Genomic DNA, 18,404 nt, shown 5'->3' with positions numbered 1-18,404 from the left:
CGACCGACGACAACGCCGGAGGCGGAGTCGCAGGGCGTCGGGAGCCCGCTCGCTGTCGCGGGTGAGGCCGTTAAAGTGAACCGCATGACCGATAGTGCCGTGCACCCCGCCCTCTGGCCCGCTCCGCATGCGAGCGGAGCCGTCGACGCGACCGTCACCGTGCCCGGTTCCAAGTCGGTCACCAACCGTGCGCTGGTCCTCGCCGCGCTCTCCTCGGAGCCGGGCTGGCTGCGCCGCCCGCTGCGTTCCCGTGACACCCTGCTGATGGCGGACGCGCTGCGCGCGATGGGCGTACGCATCGAGGAGACGGTGTCGTCCAGCTCCGCGGCGACGGACGGCGCCGGGGTCCCGGAGGCGGCGGGCGAGGCCTGGCGGGTCATCCCGGCCCCCCTGCACGGCCCGGTCACGGTGGACGTCGGCAACGCCGGTACGGTCATGCGCTTCCTGCCCCCGGTCGCCGCGCTCGCCGACGGCCCGGTCCGCTTCGACGGCGACCCCCGGTCCTACGAGCGCCCGCTGACCGGGGTGATCGACGCCCTGCGGGTGCTCGGCGCCCGGATCGACGACGACTCCCGGGGCTCGCTGCCGATGACCGTGCACGGCAGCGGGGCGCTGGACGGCGGCCGGGTGGCGATCGACGCGTCCTCGTCCTCCCAGTTCGTCTCGGCGCTGCTGCTGTCGGCGCCGCGTTTCAACCAGGGCGTGGAGGTCCGCCACACCGGCGACCGGCTGCCCTCGATGCCGCACATCCGGATGACCGTCGACATGCTCCGGGCGGTCGGCGCGCAGGTCGACGAGCCCGAGACGGGCGGCGAGCCGAACGTCTGGCGGGTCTCCCCCTCCGCCCTGCTCGGCCGCGACCTGACCATCGAGCCGGACCTCTCCAACGCCCAGCCGTTCCTGGCCGCGGCGCTGGTCACCGGCGGGCGGGTCACCATCCCGGACTGGCCGCTGCGCACCACGCAGCCCGGTGACGCGCTGCGCGAGATCTTCACCGCGATGGGCGGCAGTTGCGAGCTGACCGAGCACGGGCTCACCTTCACCGGCTCGGGCCGTATCCACGGCATCGACGTGGACCTCGGCGAGGTCGGCGAGCTGACCCCGGGCATCGCGGCCGTCGCCGCCCTGGCCGACTCCCCCTCGACACTCAGCGGCGTCGCCCACCTGCGCCTCCACGAGACGGACCGGCTGGCCGCGCTCACCAAGGAGATCAACGAGCTGGGCGGCGACGTCACCGAGACCGCGGACGGCCTCCGCATCCGGCCGCGACCGCTGCACGGCGGTACCTTCCATACGTACGACGACCACCGGATGGCCACCGCGGGGTCGGTCATCGGCCTTGCCGTCCCCGGAGTGGAGATCGAGAACGTGGCGACGACCGCCAAGACCCTGCCCGACTTCCCGCAGATGTGGACCGGAATGCTCGGGGCCTGAGACATGCGCCGCTACGGCAAGAACCCCGACGAGGACGACATCCGCGTCCGCCCCAACCGCAAGGGCAACCGCCCGCGCACCCACATCCGGCCCAAGCACGAGGACGCCGAGGAGGGCATGGTCCTCACCGTGGACCGGGGCCGCCTCACCTGCCTCGTGGACGGCCGCACCATCATCGCGATGAAGGCCCGCGAACTGGGCCGCAAGGCCGCGGTGGTCGGCGACACGGTCTCCCTGGTCGGCGATCTGTCCGGGGGCAAGGACACCCTCGCCCGGATCGTGCGCATCGGTGAGCGCCGCTCGGTGCTGCGCCGGACGGCGGACGACGACGACCCGTTCGAGCGGGTGGTGGTGGCCAACGCGGACCAGTTGGCGATCGTCACCGCCCTGGCCGATCCGGAACCCCGCCCGCGCATGATCGACCGCTGCCTGGTCGCCGCGTACGACGGCGGGCTCTCCCCGCTCCTGGTGCTGACCAAGTCCGACCTGGCGTCGCCCGACAAGCTGCTGAGCGCGTACACCCCGCTGGGCGTGCCGTTCGTCGTCACCAGCCGCGAGGAGCTGGAGAACGGGGACGCGGCCGACCGGGTCCGCGAACAGCTCAACGACCGGGTGACGGCCTTCGTCGGGCACTCCGGTGTCGGCAAGACCACCCTGGTCAACGCGCTCGTACCGAAGGAGAAGCGGCGCACCACCGGGGTCGTCAACGCGGTCACGGGCCGGGGCCGGCACACCACGACGTCGGCGCTGGCGCTGCCGCTGCCGGACTACCGGGGCTGGGTCATCGACACCCCGGGCGTCCGTTCGTTCGGGCTGCACCACGTCGACCCGTCCCGGGTGATCAACGCCTTCCCCGACCTCCAGCCCGGCACCGAGGAGTGCCCGCGCGGCTGCACCCACGACAGCCACGAACCGGAATGCGCCCTGGATGCCTGGGTGGCGGCGGGGCACGCGGACCCGGCACGGCTGGACTCGTTGCGGCGACTGCTGTCCACACGTAACCGGCGCGAGGGCGACTGAACACCGTCCGGTGCGGGTACGGCGCGCGGGCGGCCGGTCCCTGTGGGGCCGGATGCGACGAACAGATGACCGGGCCGGGTACGTTTGCGATCACTCGCCGCCGGTAAGTGCATAATCACGAATCATGCTCGGTGGTAGCGGGCGTTGCCGGGCGGTCACCGATGCGGGAGGGCACTGACGATGGCGTGGCTGCTGGTCGTGGTCGCGGGACTTCTGGAAACCGGCTTCGCGGTCTGTCTGAAGCTCTCGCACGGCTTCTCCCGGCTGTGGCCGACCATCGCGTTCTGCGTCTTCGCGCTCGGCAGCTTCGGCCTGCTGACCATGGCGCTGAAGAAGCTCGACGTCGGGCCCGCGTACGCGGTGTGGACCGGCATCGGCGCTGCGGGTACCGCGATCTACGGCATGGTCTTCCTCAACGACGTGGTCTCGGTGCTCAAGCTGGTGTCGATCTCGCTGGTGATCCTCGGCGTGATCGGCCTCCAGCTCTCGGGCTCCGCCCACTGACCGGGCTCCGGGGCCCTGTGGCCGGGGTCACCGGCGGGTCGATACTGTGACGGCATGCCCGATTACCACGATGATCTGCGCCTCGCCCATGTGCTGGCCGACGCCGCCGACGCGGTGACCATGGACCGGTTCAAGGCTCTGGACCTGAAGGTCGAGACCAAGCCGGACATGACGCCGGTGAGCGAGGCCGACAAGGCCGCCGAGGAGCTGATCCGGGGGCATCTGCACCGGGCGCGCCCGCGCGACGCGATCCTGGGCGAGGAGTTCGGGATCGAGGGCACGGGGCCGCGGCGCTGGGTGATCGACCCGATCGACGGCACCAAGAACTACGTACGGGGCGTGCCGGTCTGGGCGACGCTGATCTCGCTGATGGAGGCGGGTGAGGACGGGTTCCAGCCGGTCATGGGTGTGGTGTCGGCGCCGGCGCTGAACCGGCGCTGGTGGGCGGCGAAGGGCGCGGGGGCGTACACCGGCCGCAGCCTGACATCCGCGACCCGGCTGCACGTCTCCAAGGTGGAGCGGATCTCGGACGCCTCGTTCGCGTACTCCTCGCTGACCGGCTGGGAGGAGCTGGGCCGGCTCGACGGGTTCATGGACCTGACCCGGGCCTGCTGGCGGACCCGGGGCTACGGGGACTTCTGGCCGTACATGATGGTCGCCGAGGGGTCTGTGGACATCTGCGCGGAGCCGGAGCTCTCGCTGTGGGACATGGCGGCGAACGCGATCATCGTCCAGGAGGCGGGCGGCAGTTTCACCAGTCTGGACGGTGTCAGCGGTCCGGGCGGGGGGAACGCCGCGGCGTCGAACGGCGTCCTCCATCACGAGTTGCTGGGTTACCTGAACCAGCGTTACTGACCGCCGCTTCGCCCGCCGGGCGGCGTACTCGTCACCGGAGGGGTGTGCCGCACCCCTGCACGCCCCTCCGGTGATCTTCGCTCCCCCTTGTTGCCCTGACTCATCGGTGCAACTCTGAGAGCTCCCCCACTTGTGAACTTGTGAATCGGCCATGCGGTCGCTTCACCGAGGAGGTGGCTCTCTTCATGCTCGTCCGCGACGCCATGAGCACGGTGGTCCTCACCATCGGCCCGGCCCATACCCTGCGCCAAGCCGCCCGGCTGATGTCGGCCCGGCGGATCGGGGCGGCCGTCGTCCACGACCCCGATACCAGCGGGTTCGGCATCCTCACCGAGCGCGACATCCTCAACGCGGTCGGCTCGGGCCAGGACCCGGACGCCGAAACCGCCTCCGCGCACACCACCACCGACGTGGTCTTCGCCGCCCCCGCCTGGACCCTCGAAGAGGCCGCGGCGGCCATGACCCACGGCGGCTTCCGCCATCTGATCGTGCTGGACGACGACGGTCCGGTCGGGGTCGTCTCGGTGCGCGACATCATCCGCTGCTGGTCGCCGCTGCGCCACCACCCGGTGGAGCTGGTCGGCTGACCACCGCGCATGCGACCGGCCCGGCCCCCGGGTGCGGGGCCGGGCCGGTCGCGAACGGCCGAGGGGACTCAGGCGCGCAGCGCCTGCACGGCCGCCTCCAGCCGCTTGCCGAAGTTCTCGTCGGCCCGGCGGAAGTTACCGATCGCGCGCTCCGCGATGTCGTCGCGCGAGACCTTCGCGATGAACCCCGCGAGGTTGTCGATCAGCCGGCCCTTCTCGTCCTCGGACATGAGCCGGTAGAGGTTGCCGGCCTGCACGAAGTCGTCGTCCTCGGCGTGACGCGGGGTCTCGTGGTTGCCGGTGCCGCCCGTGACGGGGGTGGACTCCCACAGCGGCCGGTCCGTCTGGGCGGGGCCGCCGAAGCTGTTCGGCTCGTAGTTCTTGGTGCCCTTGTGGCGGCCGTCGTACAGGTAGCCGTCACGGCTGTTGGTACGCGCCTCGGTGGCGTGCGGGCGGTTCACCGGCAGGTGGTCGGCGTTGATGCCGACGCGGTAGCGGTGCGCGTCGCCGTACGCGAACAGGCGACCCTGGAGCATCTTGTCGGGCGAGGGACCGATGCCGGGCACGAAGTGCGCCGGGCTGAAGATGGACTGCTCGACCTCGGCGAAGATGTTCTCCGGGTTGCGGTTGAGTTCCAGCTTGCCGATCTCGACCGGCGGGTAGTCCGCGTGCGGCCACACCTTGGTCAGGTCGAACGGGTTGAAGCGGTACGTCGCCGCCTCGGCCGCCGGCATGATCTGCACCTGCACGGTCCAGGTCGGGAAGTCGCCGCGCTCGATGGACTCGCGCAGGTCCCGCTGGTGGCTGTCGGGGTCCACACCGGAGAGGCGGTTCGCCTCGTCGGTGGTGAGGTTCTTGATCCCCTGGTCGGTCTTGAAGTGGTACTTGACCCAGAAGACCTCGCCCGCCTCGTTGTTCCACTGGTAGGTGTGCGAGCCGAAGCCGTCCATGTGACGGTACGAGGCGGGGATGCCCCGGTCGCCGAAGAGCCAGGTCACCTGGTGGGTGGACTCGGGCGAGAGACCCCAGAAGTCCCAGACGTTGTCCGCCTCCTGGGAGCCGGTGTACGGGTCGCGCTTCTGGGTGTGGATGAAGTCGGGGAACTTGATGGCGTCCCGGACGAAGAAGACGGGGGTGTTGTTGCCGACGAGGTCGTAGTTGCCCTCCTCGGTGTAGAACTTCAGCGAGAAGCCGCGCGGGTCGCGTACCGCGTCGGCGGCGCCGAGGTTGCCCGCGACGGTGGAGAAGCGCAGGAACGTCTCGGTCTGCTTGCCGACCTCGGAGAGGAACTTCGCCCGCGTCCACTGCGACACGTCACGGGTCAGCGTGAACGTGCCGTACGCACCGGCGCCGCGTGCGTGCACCACGCGCTCCGGAATGCGCTCACGGTTGAAGTGCGCGAGCTTCTCCAGCAGCAACTGGTCCTGGACCAGGACCGGTCCACCGGCACCCGCGGTCTCACTCTGCTGGTTGTCGGCGACCGGCGCGCCGGCCTCCGTGGTGAGCGGTCCCTGCGTCACGTGCGCCTCCTGCGATCGTTTCCGCACGTCATGCCTTCATGCCGTGCGCGGCTTCGCGGCCTTCCTGTCCTCCGGCCGATGCCATAAGCGATCCTACAATGGACAAAGTCCAAGTCAAGCGAGCATCCAAAATCGCACCTATTCAAGAGACGGCCCCCGCGCTGCTAGACTGGCGCCCATGAGTGACCTGCTGGAACGACTTCGAGGACGCGGCTGGCGCATGACCGCACAGCGGCGCGTCGTGGCCGAGGTCCTCGACGGGGACCATGTGCACCTGACGGCCGACGAGGTCCACGCACGTGCGGTGGCCAGGCTGCCCGAGATCTCCCGCGCCACCGTCTACAACACGCTGGGCGAGATGGTGACCCTCGGCGAGGTCATCGAGGTCTCCACCGACCGCCGCGCCAAGCGCTACGACCCCAACGCGCACCGCGCCCACCACCACCTGGTGTGCGCGAAGTGCGGCGCCATCCGCGATGTGCACCCGTCCGGCGACCCGCTGGCGGATCTGCCCTCCGGCGAGCGCTTCGGCTTCACGATCTCCGGCGTCGAGATGACCTACCGGGGCATCTGCCCGGAGTGCGCCGCGGCCGCCTGAGCCACGCACCTCCCGCGCGGGACGGAGCGCACACACGCGTGCCCGCACATGCGCACACACAGAAGGCCGGATCTTCGAAAAGATCCGGCCTTCTGTCTTCAGTAGCGGGGACAGGATTTGAACCTGCGACCTCTGGGTTATGAGCCCAGCGAGCTACCGAGCTGCTCCACCCCGCGTCGTTGTGTTCATAACCCTACGGCACCCCTTGGACCAGTGCAAATTCATTGCCGGGGCCCCGCCGGTTCACGCGGTCAGCTCCTGGTGCAGCGCCTCGCGCAGCCGCGCGGCCCGCTCCGCGACCTCCGCGGGCCCCAGCTCGACCGCCCGCGCACACCACCGCTTCCCCTCGGCCAGCTCACCGCGGCGCGCGGCCAGCAGGGCGAGGCGCAGCGCGGCCCGCCCGTGCCCGTCGGCGGCGGCCCGGGTCCACCACAGGGCGGCCTCGCGCTCGCTGCCCTCGCGGGCGAGCAGCAGACCGAGGTTGAACGCCCCGTTGCGGCTGCCTGCCTCGGCCGCCTCCCGGTACCAGCGGCCGGCGCTCTCCACGTCGCCCCGGGAGGCGGCGAGCATGCCGACGCGGACCTGGGCGCGGCGGTGCCCCTGCTCGGCCGCCCGCTCGTACCACTCCTCGCACTCGGTCTTCTCCGGCAGCGGCTCGCCCAGCGCGGGCGGTCCGGGCGGCGGCTGCCGCGAGTCGAGCACCCCGGCCAGCCGGAAGGCCGCCTCCGCGCTGCCGCCGCCGGCGGCGCAGCGCAGGTGCCGCTCGGCCTCGCGCTCCTCGCCGTGGTGCAGCAGCGCCATGCCGACCTGGAGCGCCGCCTCGGTGTGACCGGCCGCCGCGGCCCGCTCGTACCAGAGCAGGGCCGTGCGGTCCTCGTCACGCCCGGCGTACAGGATGCCCAGGTTGAAGGCGGCGTCGACGCTGCCGGCCTCGGCCGCCTTGGAGAACCAGGGCTCGGCGCCGACCGGGTCGCCGGCCTGGAGCAGGAGCACGGCCAGCGCGTTGGCGGCCTCGCGGTGGCCCGCGTAGGCGGCGCGGCGGTACCACTGCTCGGCCTGCGCCGTGCGGTCCTGGGCGGCGCAGAGCAGTCCGAGGTTGTAGGCGCCGTTGACGTCACCCGCGTCCATCGCCGCGCGGTACCAGCGCTCGGCGGTCTGCTGCTCGCCCCTGGCCGCGTGCAGGGCCCCGAGGGCGTTCGCGGCGTTGCCGTCACCGTCCTGGGCGGCGCGCAGCCACCACACCGCGGCGCTCTCCCGGTCGCCCGCGTCGCGCAGCAGGAAGCCGAGCGCGCAGGCGGCCCGAGCCTCGCCGGCCTTGGCCGAGATGAGGTACCAGCGGCCGGCCTCCTTGAGCTCGCCGCGCTGTTCGAGGATGGCGCCGAGGTGCAGGGCGGCCCGCCGGTGACCGCGCGCGGCGGCCTGCCGGTACCACTGCTCGGCCTCGCCGGTGCGGGACGGCTCGGGGCCGGCGACCGGGCCGTCGTCCTTGCGGGCGGCGGGGCGCCGGGGCGCGGCCGGGTCAGGCGCGCGGCCGGCGTCGCGGGGACCGAGGCCGGCGCGGCCGAACGCGTCGTGGTCGGCGTCGGCGGCGTTGCGCTCCAGCGTGCGCGCGAGCCGGTAGGCCGCCTCGCGGTGGCCCTGCTCGGCCGCAGCGCGCAGCCAGCGCTCGGCGCCGACGTCACTGCGGTGTTCCAGCAGGTCGGCGAGGGCGTACGCGCCCAGCGCGTGGCCCTGCTCGGCGGACTGGCGCAGCCAGTACTCGGCGCCGGGCTCGTCCCCGCGCTCGCGCAGGTGCCGGCCCAGGGCGTGCGCGGCGGCCGCGGAGCCGGCGACCGCGGCGGTCCGCCACCAGCCCGCGGCCTCGTCGGGGTATCCGCGCTGGTGCAGCAGGACGCCCAGGTTGTTGGCCGCGGCACGGTCGCCGTCGGCGGTGGCGGCGCGCAGGTAGGGCTCGGCGCCCGCCAGATCACCCCGGCGCAGCAGCAGCGCGCCGAGCACACTCATCGAAGCGGTGTCACCGGCGTCGGCGGCCCTGCGGTGGCGCGCCTCGCTCTCGGCGTTGTCCGCGCTCGCCGCGGTCTCCGCTCCCTCGGCGTTCTCCACGCCGTCGGCGGTCTCAACGGACTCTGCACTCTCGACGCTCGCGGCACACTCCGCAGTCTCGGCGCTCTCGATGATGTCGTTGTACTGGGCGGTGGCAGCGACAAACGCCACATCCGCCATCTTTTCCTCCGGATGGACGTGACCCCGCGCAAACCGCCCTGTCTTCAACAGAGTTGCCCTGTCCCCCATAAATACCATCGTCGCACCACCTACAACCCGCGTACACCTGGTATATCGCGGCCAGTGAGGTCACTTCAGCGTTTTGTCGACATGCCCACAGAGAGACAAGTCAAACACGTCCGCGGCCAACTCGTGCCCCGCGAACCGCACTTCACGCCCATCACCTGGAAATGCCATCACGCATGACGAAGGCCCGGATCCCCTGGAGGATCCGGGCCTTCGTCTTTCAGTAGCGGGGACAGGATTTGAACCTGCGACCTCTGGGTTATGAGCCCAGCGAGCTACCGAGCTGCTCCACCCCGCGTCGTTGTGTTCAAACCGTACCACGACGCGGAGGTGGAGCTTTACCGGGTCACTCAGGCCCCACCGGCATCGTTCGCCGTATCACTGGCCTTGTCCGACTTGTCCGACGCCTTGTTCGTACCGGCCTTGTCGCCCTTGCCGTCACTGTCGGCCTTGCCGTCGCCGTCGCCCTTGCCGTCACTGTCGGCCTTGCCGTCGCTCTCGACCTTGGACTGGGCCGCCGCCGCCCGCTCCAGCGCGTCCTGGAGATCGGTCTGCGCCTTGCCGTAGGCCGCCCAGTCCTGCTTCTTCAGGGCCGCCTCACCTTCCGTGTACGCCTTCTGCGCATCGGAGATGGCCTTCTTGAGCGCGGCGTCACCGGTGGCCGGCGGCTGGGTGGTGTCCGGCGGCTCGGTGGTGTCGCCCGGTGGCTCGCTCGTATCGGAGCCCTCGGTGCCGAAGACGGCGTTGAGCGCCTCACCGAGACTGTTCTCGAAGACGATCTTCGAGCCGTACGAGGCGGCGACCTTGCGCAGCAGCGGGTAGTTCTGCGTGCCACCGCGCGTGTAGACCGGCTCGATGTAGAGGAAGCCCCCTTCGAGCGGCACGGTCAGCAGGTTGCCGTACTCGATGTCGGAGTCGGTGCCCTTGAGGTTCCGCACGAACTCGGCGACGTCGTCGTTGCCGTTGAGCTCACTCTGTACCTGGCCGGGACCCTTCACGGCTCCGGTGACTCTCAGGAGTCTTATCGTGCCGTAGTCCTTGCTGGCCGCATCGGCGTCCACCGCCATGAACGCACCCAGGTCGGGTCGCCCCTTGGGGGTGAAGGTCGTGGTCAGCGAGAACTTCTGGGCCGACTGGTCCGGCATCTTTATGCTCAGGTAGTACGGCGGGACGGAGCCGGACTCCTTGTTGGTCGGGTCGTCCGGGACCTGCCAGGCGTCACTGCCGCTGTAGAACTGGGCGGGGCTCGTGACGTGGTAGCGGGTCAGCAGCTCGCGCTGCACCTTGAACAGGTCCTGCGGGTAGCGCAGGTGCTCCATGAGCTCCTGCGGGATGTCCGACTTGGACTTCACGGTCCCGGGGAACGCCTTGCGCCAGGTCTTGAGGACGGGGTCCTCGGTGTCCCACTCGTACAGCGTGACCGTCCCGTCGTACGCGTCGACGGTCGCCTTCACCGAGTTGCGGATGTAGTTGACCTGGTTCTGCTGGGCGACGACCGCGCGCTGGTTCGTGGTCAGCGAGTCGGCCGTGGTGTCACCGAGCGTGGTCCGCGAGGCGTACGGGTAGCCGTTGGTCGTGGTGTACGCGTCGACGACCCACTGGATCCGCTTGTTGACCACGGCCGGGTAGGCGTCGCCGTCGATGGTGAGCCAGGGGGCCACCGCCTCGACGCGCTCCTTGGGCGTGCGGTTGTAGAGGATCCGCGAACCGTCGCCGATGGCTCCCGAGTACAGGATCTGCGGCTCGCTGAACGCCACCGCGTACGCGGCCCGGTTGAACGCGCTGGAGAGACTGACCCCGCTGTTGCCCTTGTAGCTGGTGGTCTTCTCGCCGTCCTCCTCGTAGTCGAGCTCCTTCTGGGGCCCGCCGACGATGGAGTACTGCTCGGTCTTCTCGCCGTAGTAGATCTCCTGCTTGTACGTGCCCAGGTCGCCGGTGGTCGGCAGGCCGGACTCGGTGAAGTCGGGAGATCCCTTCGGGTTCTTGCCGGTCGTGGTGCCCCGGGCCGCGATGGCGCCGTAGCCATGGGTGTAGGTGAAGTGGTCGTTGATCCAGTTGCGCTTGGGGATGCCCTGGATGTTGAGCTCGCGCAGACCGATGACCGTGTCCTGGTCCTTGCCGGACTCGTCCTTGTAGCGGTCGACGTCGAGCGTCTTGGGGAACTGGTAGTAGTTCCTCTTCTGCTGGAGCTGCTGGAAGGCCGGCGAGACGACGTTGGGGTCCATGACCCGGTAGCTCGCCGCGGAGTCCGCGCTCGCCCGGAGCTTGGTGCCGTCGTCCTCCGTCGACTGGCCCGCGTAGTCCGTGACCTGGGCGTTGTCGATGTCGTAGGCCTCGCGCGTGGCCTTGATGTTCTTCTGGATGAACGGGGCTTCCTTGGCCTGCTCGTTCGGCTGGACCTGGAACTTCTGCACGATCGCCGGGTAGAGCCCGCCGATCAGGATCGCCGAGAGGACCATCAGCCCGAAGCCGATCACCGGGAGCTGCCAGGTGCGCCGCCACAGCGTCGCGAAGAACAGCACCGCGCAGATCGCGGCGATGCAGAACAGGATCGTCTTCGCCGGCAGATACGCGTTGGCGTCGACGTACCGCAGGCCCGTCCAGTTGTCCGTGGCCTTGAAGTCACTGGACTTCACGGCCAGGCCGTAGCGGTCCAGCCAGTACGCCACGGCCTTCAGCGTCACGAAGACGCCGAGCAGCACCGAGAGGTGGCCGGTGGCCGCGCCCGTGGCCCGCGCGCCGGGGCTGGTGATGCGCAGCCCGCCGTACAGGTAGTGGGTCAGGGCGGCGGCGATCAGGGAGAGGACCGTCGCCGCGAAGCCGAAGCCCAGCAGGAAGCGGTACCAGGGCAGGTCGAAGGCGTAGAACGACACGTCCAGATGGAACTGGGGGTCCTTCTGGCCGAACGACACGCCGTTCACATACATCAGCCAGGTACGCCACTGGCCCGAGGCCGAGGCCCCGGCGATCAGACCGACGAGCGCGGTGATCGCGAGCAGCACCCACTTCTTGTACGGGGCGAGACTCATCCGGTAGCGGTCCAGGCTCTGCTGCTCCAGCGACATCGCGCTCAGCGGCGGCCGGAGCCGGTGCGCGAGCCAGATGTTCAGACCGACGGCCAGGGCCATCAGCAGTCCGAAGACGAGGAACAGCCCGATCTTGGTCCACAGGGTGGTGGTGAAGACGGACGAATACGCGACCGACCTGTACCAGAGCCAGTCCGTCCAGAACCCCGCGAACATGACGAACGCCATGGCGAGAATCGCCAGGACGCCAAGTGTCATGAGCAGGGTTCGGGCGCGCCGGGACGGGCGGCCGACTCTGATCCGTGGCCCGGTCGGGCCTCCGCCGCGGTCCGGCATCTGGAAAGCCAACGTGCGCACCTCGAAGTTCGCGGGTCGTGTGGAGCGGGCCCAGCGATCGTAGAGCCCATCCCTTCAACTTACTGATGCTTTACCTAGTTCCCGTTCCCGGGGCGGAAGGAGGCAGGATGTTGTCCATGCCCAACGTTTCCCCCTCAGGCCCTCCGATGGCCGCGAGCCCGCTCACCGTCGCGGTGCTCGAAATCGACGAGTACATCTCCGGCCTCGGCTGGGACCAGCCCGCCCGCCTCTTCGCCCTGGTCGACACCGCCCGGCTGCGGGTCCAGGAACCAGGGCTCGCCGCCCAGCTCGGCCTGGACGACGACGGCTCGAAGCCCGCCGCACTGACCCCCATCGAGCAGGAGGAGCTGCCGGCGGGGACGGCGCTGGACGAGTTCCTCGCCACGATCGCCTGGCCCGACGCGGTCGTCGGGTGCGCGATGACGGTGGAGCGGCTGATGCTGCCGCCGTCCGCCGAGGCCTCCGTGCCCGAAGGCCTCGACGAGAAGCGGCTGACCGAGTGGGTCGCCGAGCATCCGGACCGGCAGGAGGTCCGGATGACGGTGGCCGTGCTGCGGGACGGGGCGCGCGAGTCGGCCGTACGGCTGCGCGAGAAGGACTCGCCCAGCGAGGTGCTGACCGGTGCCGGCCTGGTGCCGGGGCTGGCCGAGGCGCTTGCCGCGACGTTCGAGTCCTGACCGCCCGGTGCGGGGGCGCGGTCAGCCTGTCGAGCAGCTCGGCAGTCCGGCCGTGTCTCCCGCGCGGAGCTTGTCCAGGGACTTCTTGGCGTCCGCGATGGTCTTGACCCGGATCAGGGTGAGCCCGTCGGGGGTGTCGGACGCGGCGGCCTTGCAGTTGTCGTCGGGGGTCAGGAAGTAGCGTGCGCCCGCGTCGCGCGCGCCGACCAGCTTCATGTTGATGCCGCCGATCGGGCCGACCTTGCCGTCGTCGTCGATGGTGCCCGTGCCGGCGATGAACTTCCCGCCGGTCAGCTGCCCCGGGGTCAGCTTGTCGACAATGCCCAGGGCGAACATCAGCCCCGCGCTCGGGCCGCCCACGTCGGCGAGCTTGATGTCGATGTCGAAGGGGAAGGTGTGGTCCGTCCCCGCCTGGATACCGACGATGGCGCGGTTCTCCTTGGCGGAGGCCTTCCGGGTGGTGATGGTGACCTTCTCGGAGCCCTCGGGCTTCTTGCCGGCCTTCTCTGCCGCAGCCGCGGTCTTGGCCGGGATCACCGTGAAGGTGACGTCCTCGCCGGGCTTGTGCCGGGTGACGAGCTTCGCGACGTCCTCGGGCCCCTCGACCGCGGTGCCGTCGACGTCCTCGATGATGTCGCCCGCGTGCAGCTTGCCCTGGGCGGGGCTGTCCTTGACGACGGTCGAGACCACGACGTACGACGTCACCGGGATGCCGAGCTCGGTGAGGGCCGCGACCTTGGCGCTCTCCTGGGACTGGCTGAACTCCTCGGCGTTCTCCTGCGTCGACTGCTCCTCGGTCTTGCCGTCCGGGTAGAGCGTCTCGTGCGGTACGACCACACTGTCGTGGGCCAGCCACCCGTAGAGGGCCTCCACGAGGTTCATGCTGTAGTCGGCGCCGGTGACCCTGACGGTGGTCATGTTGAGGTTGCCGGACGTCTTGTACGTCCGGTGGCCGGTGATCTGCAGGACGGGGTCGCCCGCGACCTTGCCGAGCGTGTTCACCGTCGGGCCGGGCGACATCTCCGAGTACGGCACTTTGATGACCACGCCCGCACAGATCAGTGCGATCAGGATCAGCGTGGAGGCGAGCATCGTCGCGGTGCGGCGTGGCATGGAACGACAGTACGGGAAGGGTCTGTCAGTGCACCGCCGGGGCCGGTCCGTACGGGGCCCGGGGCGGGGGCGTCGAGGGCGGTCTCCGCGGCCTCAGACGTTCGATATCTGCTCCAGCGGTTCGGAAGCGGAGTGCGACTTCTCCATCGCTTCACGGAACCGTGCGTACCCGGCGAGTTCGGTGACGTCACCGGTGGTGCGATTACGTGCGGCCCAGCTTCCCCATATCGCTGCTCCGAACGCAGCGAAAAGCGGAATCAACAACCAGGCGAGTGCTGCCATGCCGACCTCCCTACCCCAATGAGCGGTCGCAACTGACCGATCAGCAGATTAACCATCCGCAGGACCAACGCTCACGGCCGGGGTGCGGTTACGCAAATCGGGGCGGATGCCCGCCGTTCCGGTTTGCGCTCAGCAGGCTCCGACCCACTCCTCCGTGCCGTCCGAGAAGCGCTGGTGCTTCCAGATCGGAACCTCGTGCTTGAGGTCGTCGATGAGCTTGCGGCAGGCGGCGAAGGCCTCCGCGCGATGGGGGCAGGACACCGCCACGACCACCGCGAGATCACCCACTCGCAGGTCACCCACTCGGTGGACCGCCGCCAGAGCCCGAACGGGGTAGTCCGCGACGACCTTCTCCGCCACACGGCGCAGTTCCTCACCGGCCGAGGGGTGGCACGAGTAGCCGAGGCCGTCGACGTCCTGGCCGCCGTCGTGGTTGCGCACGGTGCCGACGAAGAGCGCGGTGCCCCCAGCGGCGGCGTCGCCGACCGCCCCGAAGACCTCGTCCACCGACAGCGGCGTCTCGCGGATGTCCAGCAGCCGGATCGGGTCCAGTGCCGTCTGCTCGCCCGGATGGTCGTACGTGAGTGCCATGACCACCATCGTGCCGTACCGCGCGGACAACACGGAATTGCCGATTCACCCGGCGGGCCGCGCCGCGCCTTGGAGCCTCCTACAGCGGACGGCCCGCGGCCCCCGCTCTCAGATGCGGCGGCGGGCCTTGCGGGCGCGGCGGACCAGGGCCGCGGTGCCCAGGAGGGCGACGGTCGCGCCGGCGGCTCCGGCCGCGGTGGCGTCCTTGCGGCCGAGCCTGCGGCCGGCGACGGTGTGGCGCCCCTCCACCTCCTCCAGGAGCGCGGCGAGCACCTCCTCGTTGGTCCAGCTCGGGCGCCATCCCGCGTCGTGCAGCCGGCTCACGCTGACCACCCAGGGGTGCATCGTGTACGCCAGGTCGCCCGCGGGCGAGGGGGTGAGGCCGATCCGGTGCAGCCGGGCGGCGGCACCGAGCGCGACGGCGGAGGGCAGCTCCATCCGGCGCACCCCGCTCAGCTCCTCGACCTCGGCCTGTTCGAGCCAGCCGTCGCAGCCGACCGCGAACTCCCCGTCGATCTTCTCCAGTGCCGCGTACTCCAGCGCCGTGACCAGGTCGTCGACATGGCAGAACTGCCAGGCGGGCCGGGAACCGGCCACGACGAGCAGCCGGGGCGACTCGAAGTAGCGGGTCAGCGCTGTGTCGGTGCCGCCGACGAGCACGGTCGGGCGCACGACGGTGACCTGGAGCCCGGGGTGGGCGCGCGGCGCCCGGCGGCCCAGCCGTTCGATCTCCAGCAGGTCTCCCACGCCGGTGGCCTCGGCGGTGGCCCGCAGCTCGGCGTCCTCGGCGAGCGGGAGGTCGTTGTCGGGCAGCGCTCCGTAGACCATCGCGGAGGTGCATAGGACGACGCGGTGCACGCCGACGGCCGCGGCGGCGGTCAGCACGGTCTGGGTTCCCCGCACGTTGTAGGCGGTGCGCGCGGCGGGGTCGGTCTCCAGGTCGAGGTCGAGGGCCAGGTGCACCACGACGTCCGCGCCGCGCAGCTTCTCGGCGATGGCCGGGTCGCGTACGTCGAGGAGGTGCCAGGTCGCGTCGGAGACATCGCCCCGGCGCTCGTCGATGGCGATGACCTGCTTGATCTCGTCGGAGGCCGCGAGGCGCGCGGTGAGGAGCTCACCGACGCCCTTCGCGGCTCCGGTGACGGCCACGACGGGGCCGCGGCTTCTGGGGCGGCCGGGGACGGACGTGTTCTCGGGCTTCTTCTCTAGCGATGGGTCGGCCAGGTTTCGCGCTGCGCGAACCTGCGGATCTGGGGAACTCACCGGGCGTCTCCAGCGGTTGTCTTCAGTACGTACCCGCATGACTCGTACGTACCAGGTGGCGTCCATCCTGCCGCAGGGCCGGTGCCGACGGAGCACTGAGGCCCTGAGCGGACTTGGTGTCTACGCTGGAAGGTGATGTCGGGCAGTCGCCGTCGGTTCCCACCGGCGGCCCTACGAGCCGAGGAAACCCGTGAGTGACACCCCATTCGGATTCGGCCTTCCGCCGGAGGAGCCGGACGACGGCGACAAGGGCAAGAAGAACGACCCCACCGGAGGTGGGCAGGGTTCGGGCGGTCCGGCGAACCCGTTCGGCTTCGGTCCGGGCGCGGGCGGTGACAACCCCTTCGCCGCCATGTTCGGCTCGATGAACCCGAACGATCTGGGCGCGGCGTTCCAGCAGCTCGGGCAGATGCTGAGCTACGAGGGCGGTCCCGTGAACTGGGACATGGCCAAGCAGATCGCCCGGCAGACGGTGTCGCAGGGCACGCCGGACGGTTCCAAGGACGCGAGTGTGGGCCCCGCCGAGCGCGCCTCGGTCGATGAGGCGCTGCGTCTGGCCGACCTCTGGCTGGACGGCGCGACGTCGCTGCCCTCCGGTTCCGTCTCCAGCGTGGCGTGGAGCCGCGCCGAGTGGGTGGAGGCGACGCTTCCGGCCTGGCAGCAGCTGGTCGACCCGGTCGCCGAGCGGGTCGGCCTCGCCATGGGCGATGTGCTGCCCGAGGAGATGCAGGCGATGGCGGGCCCGCTGATCGGCATGATGCGGTCGATGGGCGGCGCGATGTTCGGCCAGCAGATCGGGCAGGCCGTCGGCGTGCTGGCGGGCGAGGTGGTCGGTTCGACCGACATCGGGCTGCCGCTCGGCCCGGCCGGCCGCGCCGCGCTCCTCCCGCTGAACGTCGAGCGGTTCGGCAAGGACCTGAGCGTCCCGCAGGACGAGGTGCGGCTGTATTTGGCGCTGCGCGAGGCCGCCCACCAGCGGCTCTTCGCCCATGTGCCGTGGCTGCGCTCGCATCTGTTCGGTGCCGTCGAGGGCTACGCGCGCGGGATCAAGGTGGACACCAGCAAGCTGGAGGACGTGGTCGGCCAGTTCGACCCGTCGCAGCCCGAGCAGTTGCAGGAGGCGCTCCAGCAGGGAATGTTCCAGCCGGAGGAGACCCCGGAGCAGAAGGCGGCCCTGGCCCGGCTGGAGACGGCCCTCGCCCTCGTGGAGGGCTGGGTGGACGCCGTGGTGCACGCCGCCGCGAAGTCCCGTCTGACCTCCGCCGACGCGCTGCGCGAGACGATGCGCAGGCGGCGCGCTTCCGGTGGCCCCGCCGAGCAGACGTTCGCCACGCTCATCGGCCTCCAGCTGCGGCCGCGGCGGCTGCGGGACGCCTCTCGGCTGTGGGCGTCGCTCACGGACGCGCGCGGTCTCGACGGGCGCGACGCGCTGTGGGAGCACCCCGACATGCTCCCGACCGCGCACGACCTGGACGACCCGGACGGTTTCGTCCACCACGAGCAGCTGGACTTCTCCGAGCTGGACAAGATGCTCGGCGAGGCGGCGAACAGGCCGCGGAAGCCCGCGCCCGGAGCGGATGCCCAGGACAAGCAGGGCAATCAGGACACCGCGGCCGATGACGACAACGGCAGTGGCGGGGGCACGGACGCGGGCGACGGCAAGGACGACACCGACAAGTGAGCCTGCACGACGAAGCCGTCCTCGTACTGAAGGGTTACGAAACCGGGGGCGACGCGGCCCAGGAAGAGTTGCGCGACATCTATCTGGAGCACCTGGCGCTCCATCCGGACGGCATGTGGAAGGCCTGCGGTGCCGGGCATCTCACGGCCAGCGCCCTGGTCGTCGACCCCGAGCGCGGCCGGGTGCTGCTCACGCTGCACCGGAAGCTGCGGATGTGGCTGCAGATGGGCGGCCACTGCGAGCCGGGGGACGCCACGCCGGCGGCGGCGGCGCTGCGCGAGGCGACGGAGGAGTCCGGCATCCCCGGGCTGACTCTGCTGCCGGACGGGCCGGTGGTCCTGGACCGCCATCCGATCCCCGGCCCGTGCCACTGGCACCTGGACGTCCAGTACGCGGCGCTGGCGCCCTCGGGCTCCACGGAGCGGATCAGTGAGGAGTCCCTCGACCTGCGCTGGTTCCCCTACGACGAGGTGGCGCGGGTCGCCGACGCCTCGGTGGTCCGGCTGATGGAGCGGACCCGCGCGGCGATCGACGGCGGCCGGTAGCCGCCCGTACGACACGCATGGGTAAGGGGCGCCCTCTCTGGAGGCCGCCCCTTACCCATGCG

The 18,404-nt window shown here is 70.7% G+C and carries 16 protein-coding genes and 2 tRNA genes; 9 read left to right on the top strand and 9 right to left on the bottom strand.

The window, feature by feature from the left end:
- The first annotated feature begins 84 nt into the window (after positions 1–84).
- From aroA to B082_RS0100700, 5 genes are all read left to right on the top strand, one after another.
- Positions 85–1,434, top strand: a complete 1,350-nt coding sequence (aroA, locus tag B082_RS0100720; protein ID WP_026249281.1) for a 3-phosphoshikimate 1-carboxyvinyltransferase — start codon at positions 85–87, stop codon at positions 1,432–1,434.
- A 3-nt stretch (positions 1,435–1,437) separates the two neighbouring features.
- On the top strand, positions 1,438–2,454 hold the full coding sequence (gene rsgA, locus B082_RS0100715) for a ribosome small subunit-dependent GTPase A (protein ID WP_018549900.1): 1,017 nt from the start codon (positions 1,438–1,440) through the stop codon (positions 2,452–2,454).
- 180 nt (positions 2,455–2,634) lie between these two features.
- Positions 2,635–2,958, top strand: coding sequence for a DMT family transporter (locus B082_RS0100710; protein WP_018549899.1), 324 nt, complete (start codon positions 2,635–2,637; stop codon positions 2,956–2,958).
- 54 nt (positions 2,959–3,012) lie between these two features.
- Positions 3,013–3,813, top strand: coding sequence for a histidinol-phosphatase (gene hisN, locus B082_RS0100705; protein WP_018549898.1), 801 nt, complete (start codon positions 3,013–3,015; stop codon positions 3,811–3,813).
- Between the two features lie 185 nt (positions 3,814–3,998).
- A complete protein-coding gene (locus B082_RS0100700; RefSeq protein WP_018549897.1) occupies positions 3,999–4,400 on the top strand; it encodes a cyclic nucleotide-binding/CBS domain-containing protein in 402 nt (133 codons plus the stop codon).
- Positions 4,401–4,468: 68 nt separating this feature from the next.
- On the opposite strand, the gene B082_RS0100695 is transcribed toward B082_RS0100700, so the two are convergent.
- A complete protein-coding gene (locus B082_RS0100695; protein WP_018549896.1) occupies positions 4,469–5,920 on the bottom strand; it encodes a catalase in 1,452 nt (483 codons plus the stop codon).
- A 178-nt stretch (positions 5,921–6,098) separates the two neighbouring features.
- On the opposite strand from B082_RS0100695, the gene B082_RS0100690 reads away from it, so the two are divergent.
- Positions 6,099–6,518: a Fur family transcriptional regulator gene (locus tag B082_RS0100690; RefSeq protein ID WP_026249280.1), complete on the top strand. Its 420-nt coding sequence runs from the start codon at positions 6,099–6,101 to the stop codon at positions 6,516–6,518.
- Positions 6,519–6,620: 102 nt separating this feature from the next.
- On the opposite strand, the gene B082_RS0100685 is transcribed toward B082_RS0100690, so the two are convergent.
- The 4 genes from B082_RS0100685 to B082_RS0100670 form a co-directional block, all read right to left on the bottom strand.
- A tRNA-Met gene (locus B082_RS0100685) sits at positions 6,621–6,694 on the bottom strand.
- A 67-nt stretch (positions 6,695–6,761) separates the two neighbouring features.
- Positions 6,762–8,741 carry a tetratricopeptide repeat protein gene (locus tag B082_RS0100680; protein WP_018549894.1) on the bottom strand — a complete coding sequence of 660 codons (1,980 nt, stop codon included), beginning with the start codon at positions 8,739–8,741 and terminating at the stop codon, positions 6,762–6,764.
- A gap of 290 nt (positions 8,742–9,031) precedes the next feature.
- Positions 9,032–9,105 (bottom strand) — tRNA-Met (locus B082_RS0100675).
- 52 nt (positions 9,106–9,157) lie between these two features.
- Positions 9,158–12,169, bottom strand: a complete 3,012-nt coding sequence (locus tag B082_RS0100670; protein WP_026249278.1) for a UPF0182 family protein — start codon at positions 12,167–12,169, stop codon at positions 9,158–9,160.
- A 128-nt stretch (positions 12,170–12,297) separates the two neighbouring features.
- Between B082_RS0100670 and B082_RS0100665 the strand changes: the two genes are divergently transcribed.
- Entirely contained in the window at positions 12,298–12,867 is a 570-nt protein-coding gene (locus B082_RS0100665; protein WP_234018096.1) for a PPA1309 family protein, read from the top strand.
- A gap of 21 nt (positions 12,868–12,888) precedes the next feature.
- Here B082_RS0100665 and B082_RS0100660 read toward each other — a convergent pair whose 3' ends face one another.
- The 4 genes from B082_RS0100660 to B082_RS0100645 all read right to left on the bottom strand — a co-directional run bounded on the left by B082_RS0100660 (position 12,889) and on the right by B082_RS0100645 (position 16,116).
- Positions 12,889–13,980: a PDZ domain-containing protein gene (locus B082_RS0100660; protein ID WP_018549891.1), complete on the bottom strand. Its 1,092-nt coding sequence runs from the start codon at positions 13,978–13,980 to the stop codon at positions 12,889–12,891.
- Between the two features lie 93 nt (positions 13,981–14,073).
- Positions 14,074–14,262, bottom strand: a complete 189-nt coding sequence (locus B082_RS37665) for a hypothetical protein (RefSeq protein WP_026249277.1) — start codon at positions 14,260–14,262, stop codon at positions 14,074–14,076.
- 129 nt (positions 14,263–14,391) lie between these two features.
- Positions 14,392–14,853: a molybdenum cofactor biosynthesis protein MoaE gene (locus tag B082_RS0100650; RefSeq protein WP_026249276.1), complete on the bottom strand. Its 462-nt coding sequence runs from the start codon at positions 14,851–14,853 to the stop codon at positions 14,392–14,394.
- Between the two features lie 108 nt (positions 14,854–14,961).
- Complete coding sequence (locus tag B082_RS0100645) at positions 14,962–16,116, bottom strand: SDR family oxidoreductase (RefSeq protein WP_026249275.1); 1,155 nt, start codon at positions 16,114–16,116, stop codon at positions 14,962–14,964.
- Positions 16,117–16,306: 190 nt separating this feature from the next.
- On the opposite strand from B082_RS0100645, the gene B082_RS0100640 reads away from it, so the two are divergent.
- Both B082_RS0100640 and B082_RS0100635 read left to right on the top strand, forming a co-directional pair.
- On the top strand, positions 16,307–17,797 hold the full coding sequence (locus B082_RS0100640) for a zinc-dependent metalloprotease (protein ID WP_018549888.1): 1,491 nt from the start codon (positions 16,307–16,309) through the stop codon (positions 17,795–17,797).
- Positions 17,794–18,342: an NUDIX hydrolase gene (locus tag B082_RS0100635; protein WP_018549887.1), complete on the top strand. Its 549-nt coding sequence runs from the start codon at positions 17,794–17,796 to the stop codon at positions 18,340–18,342. The genes B082_RS0100640 and B082_RS0100635 overlap by 4 nt, the downstream gene beginning before the upstream one ends.
- Positions 18,343–18,404: the final 62 nt, after the last annotated feature.

Origin of the sequence: Streptomyces sp. ATexAB-D23 (assembly GCF_000373645.1) — a bacterium.
Taxonomy (GTDB): domain Bacteria; phylum Actinomycetota; class Actinomycetes; order Streptomycetales; family Streptomycetaceae; genus Streptomyces; species Streptomyces castrisilvae.
The sequence above is the reverse complement of the archived record's forward strand: the minus strand, read 5'-3'. Positions and strand labels throughout refer to the sequence as shown.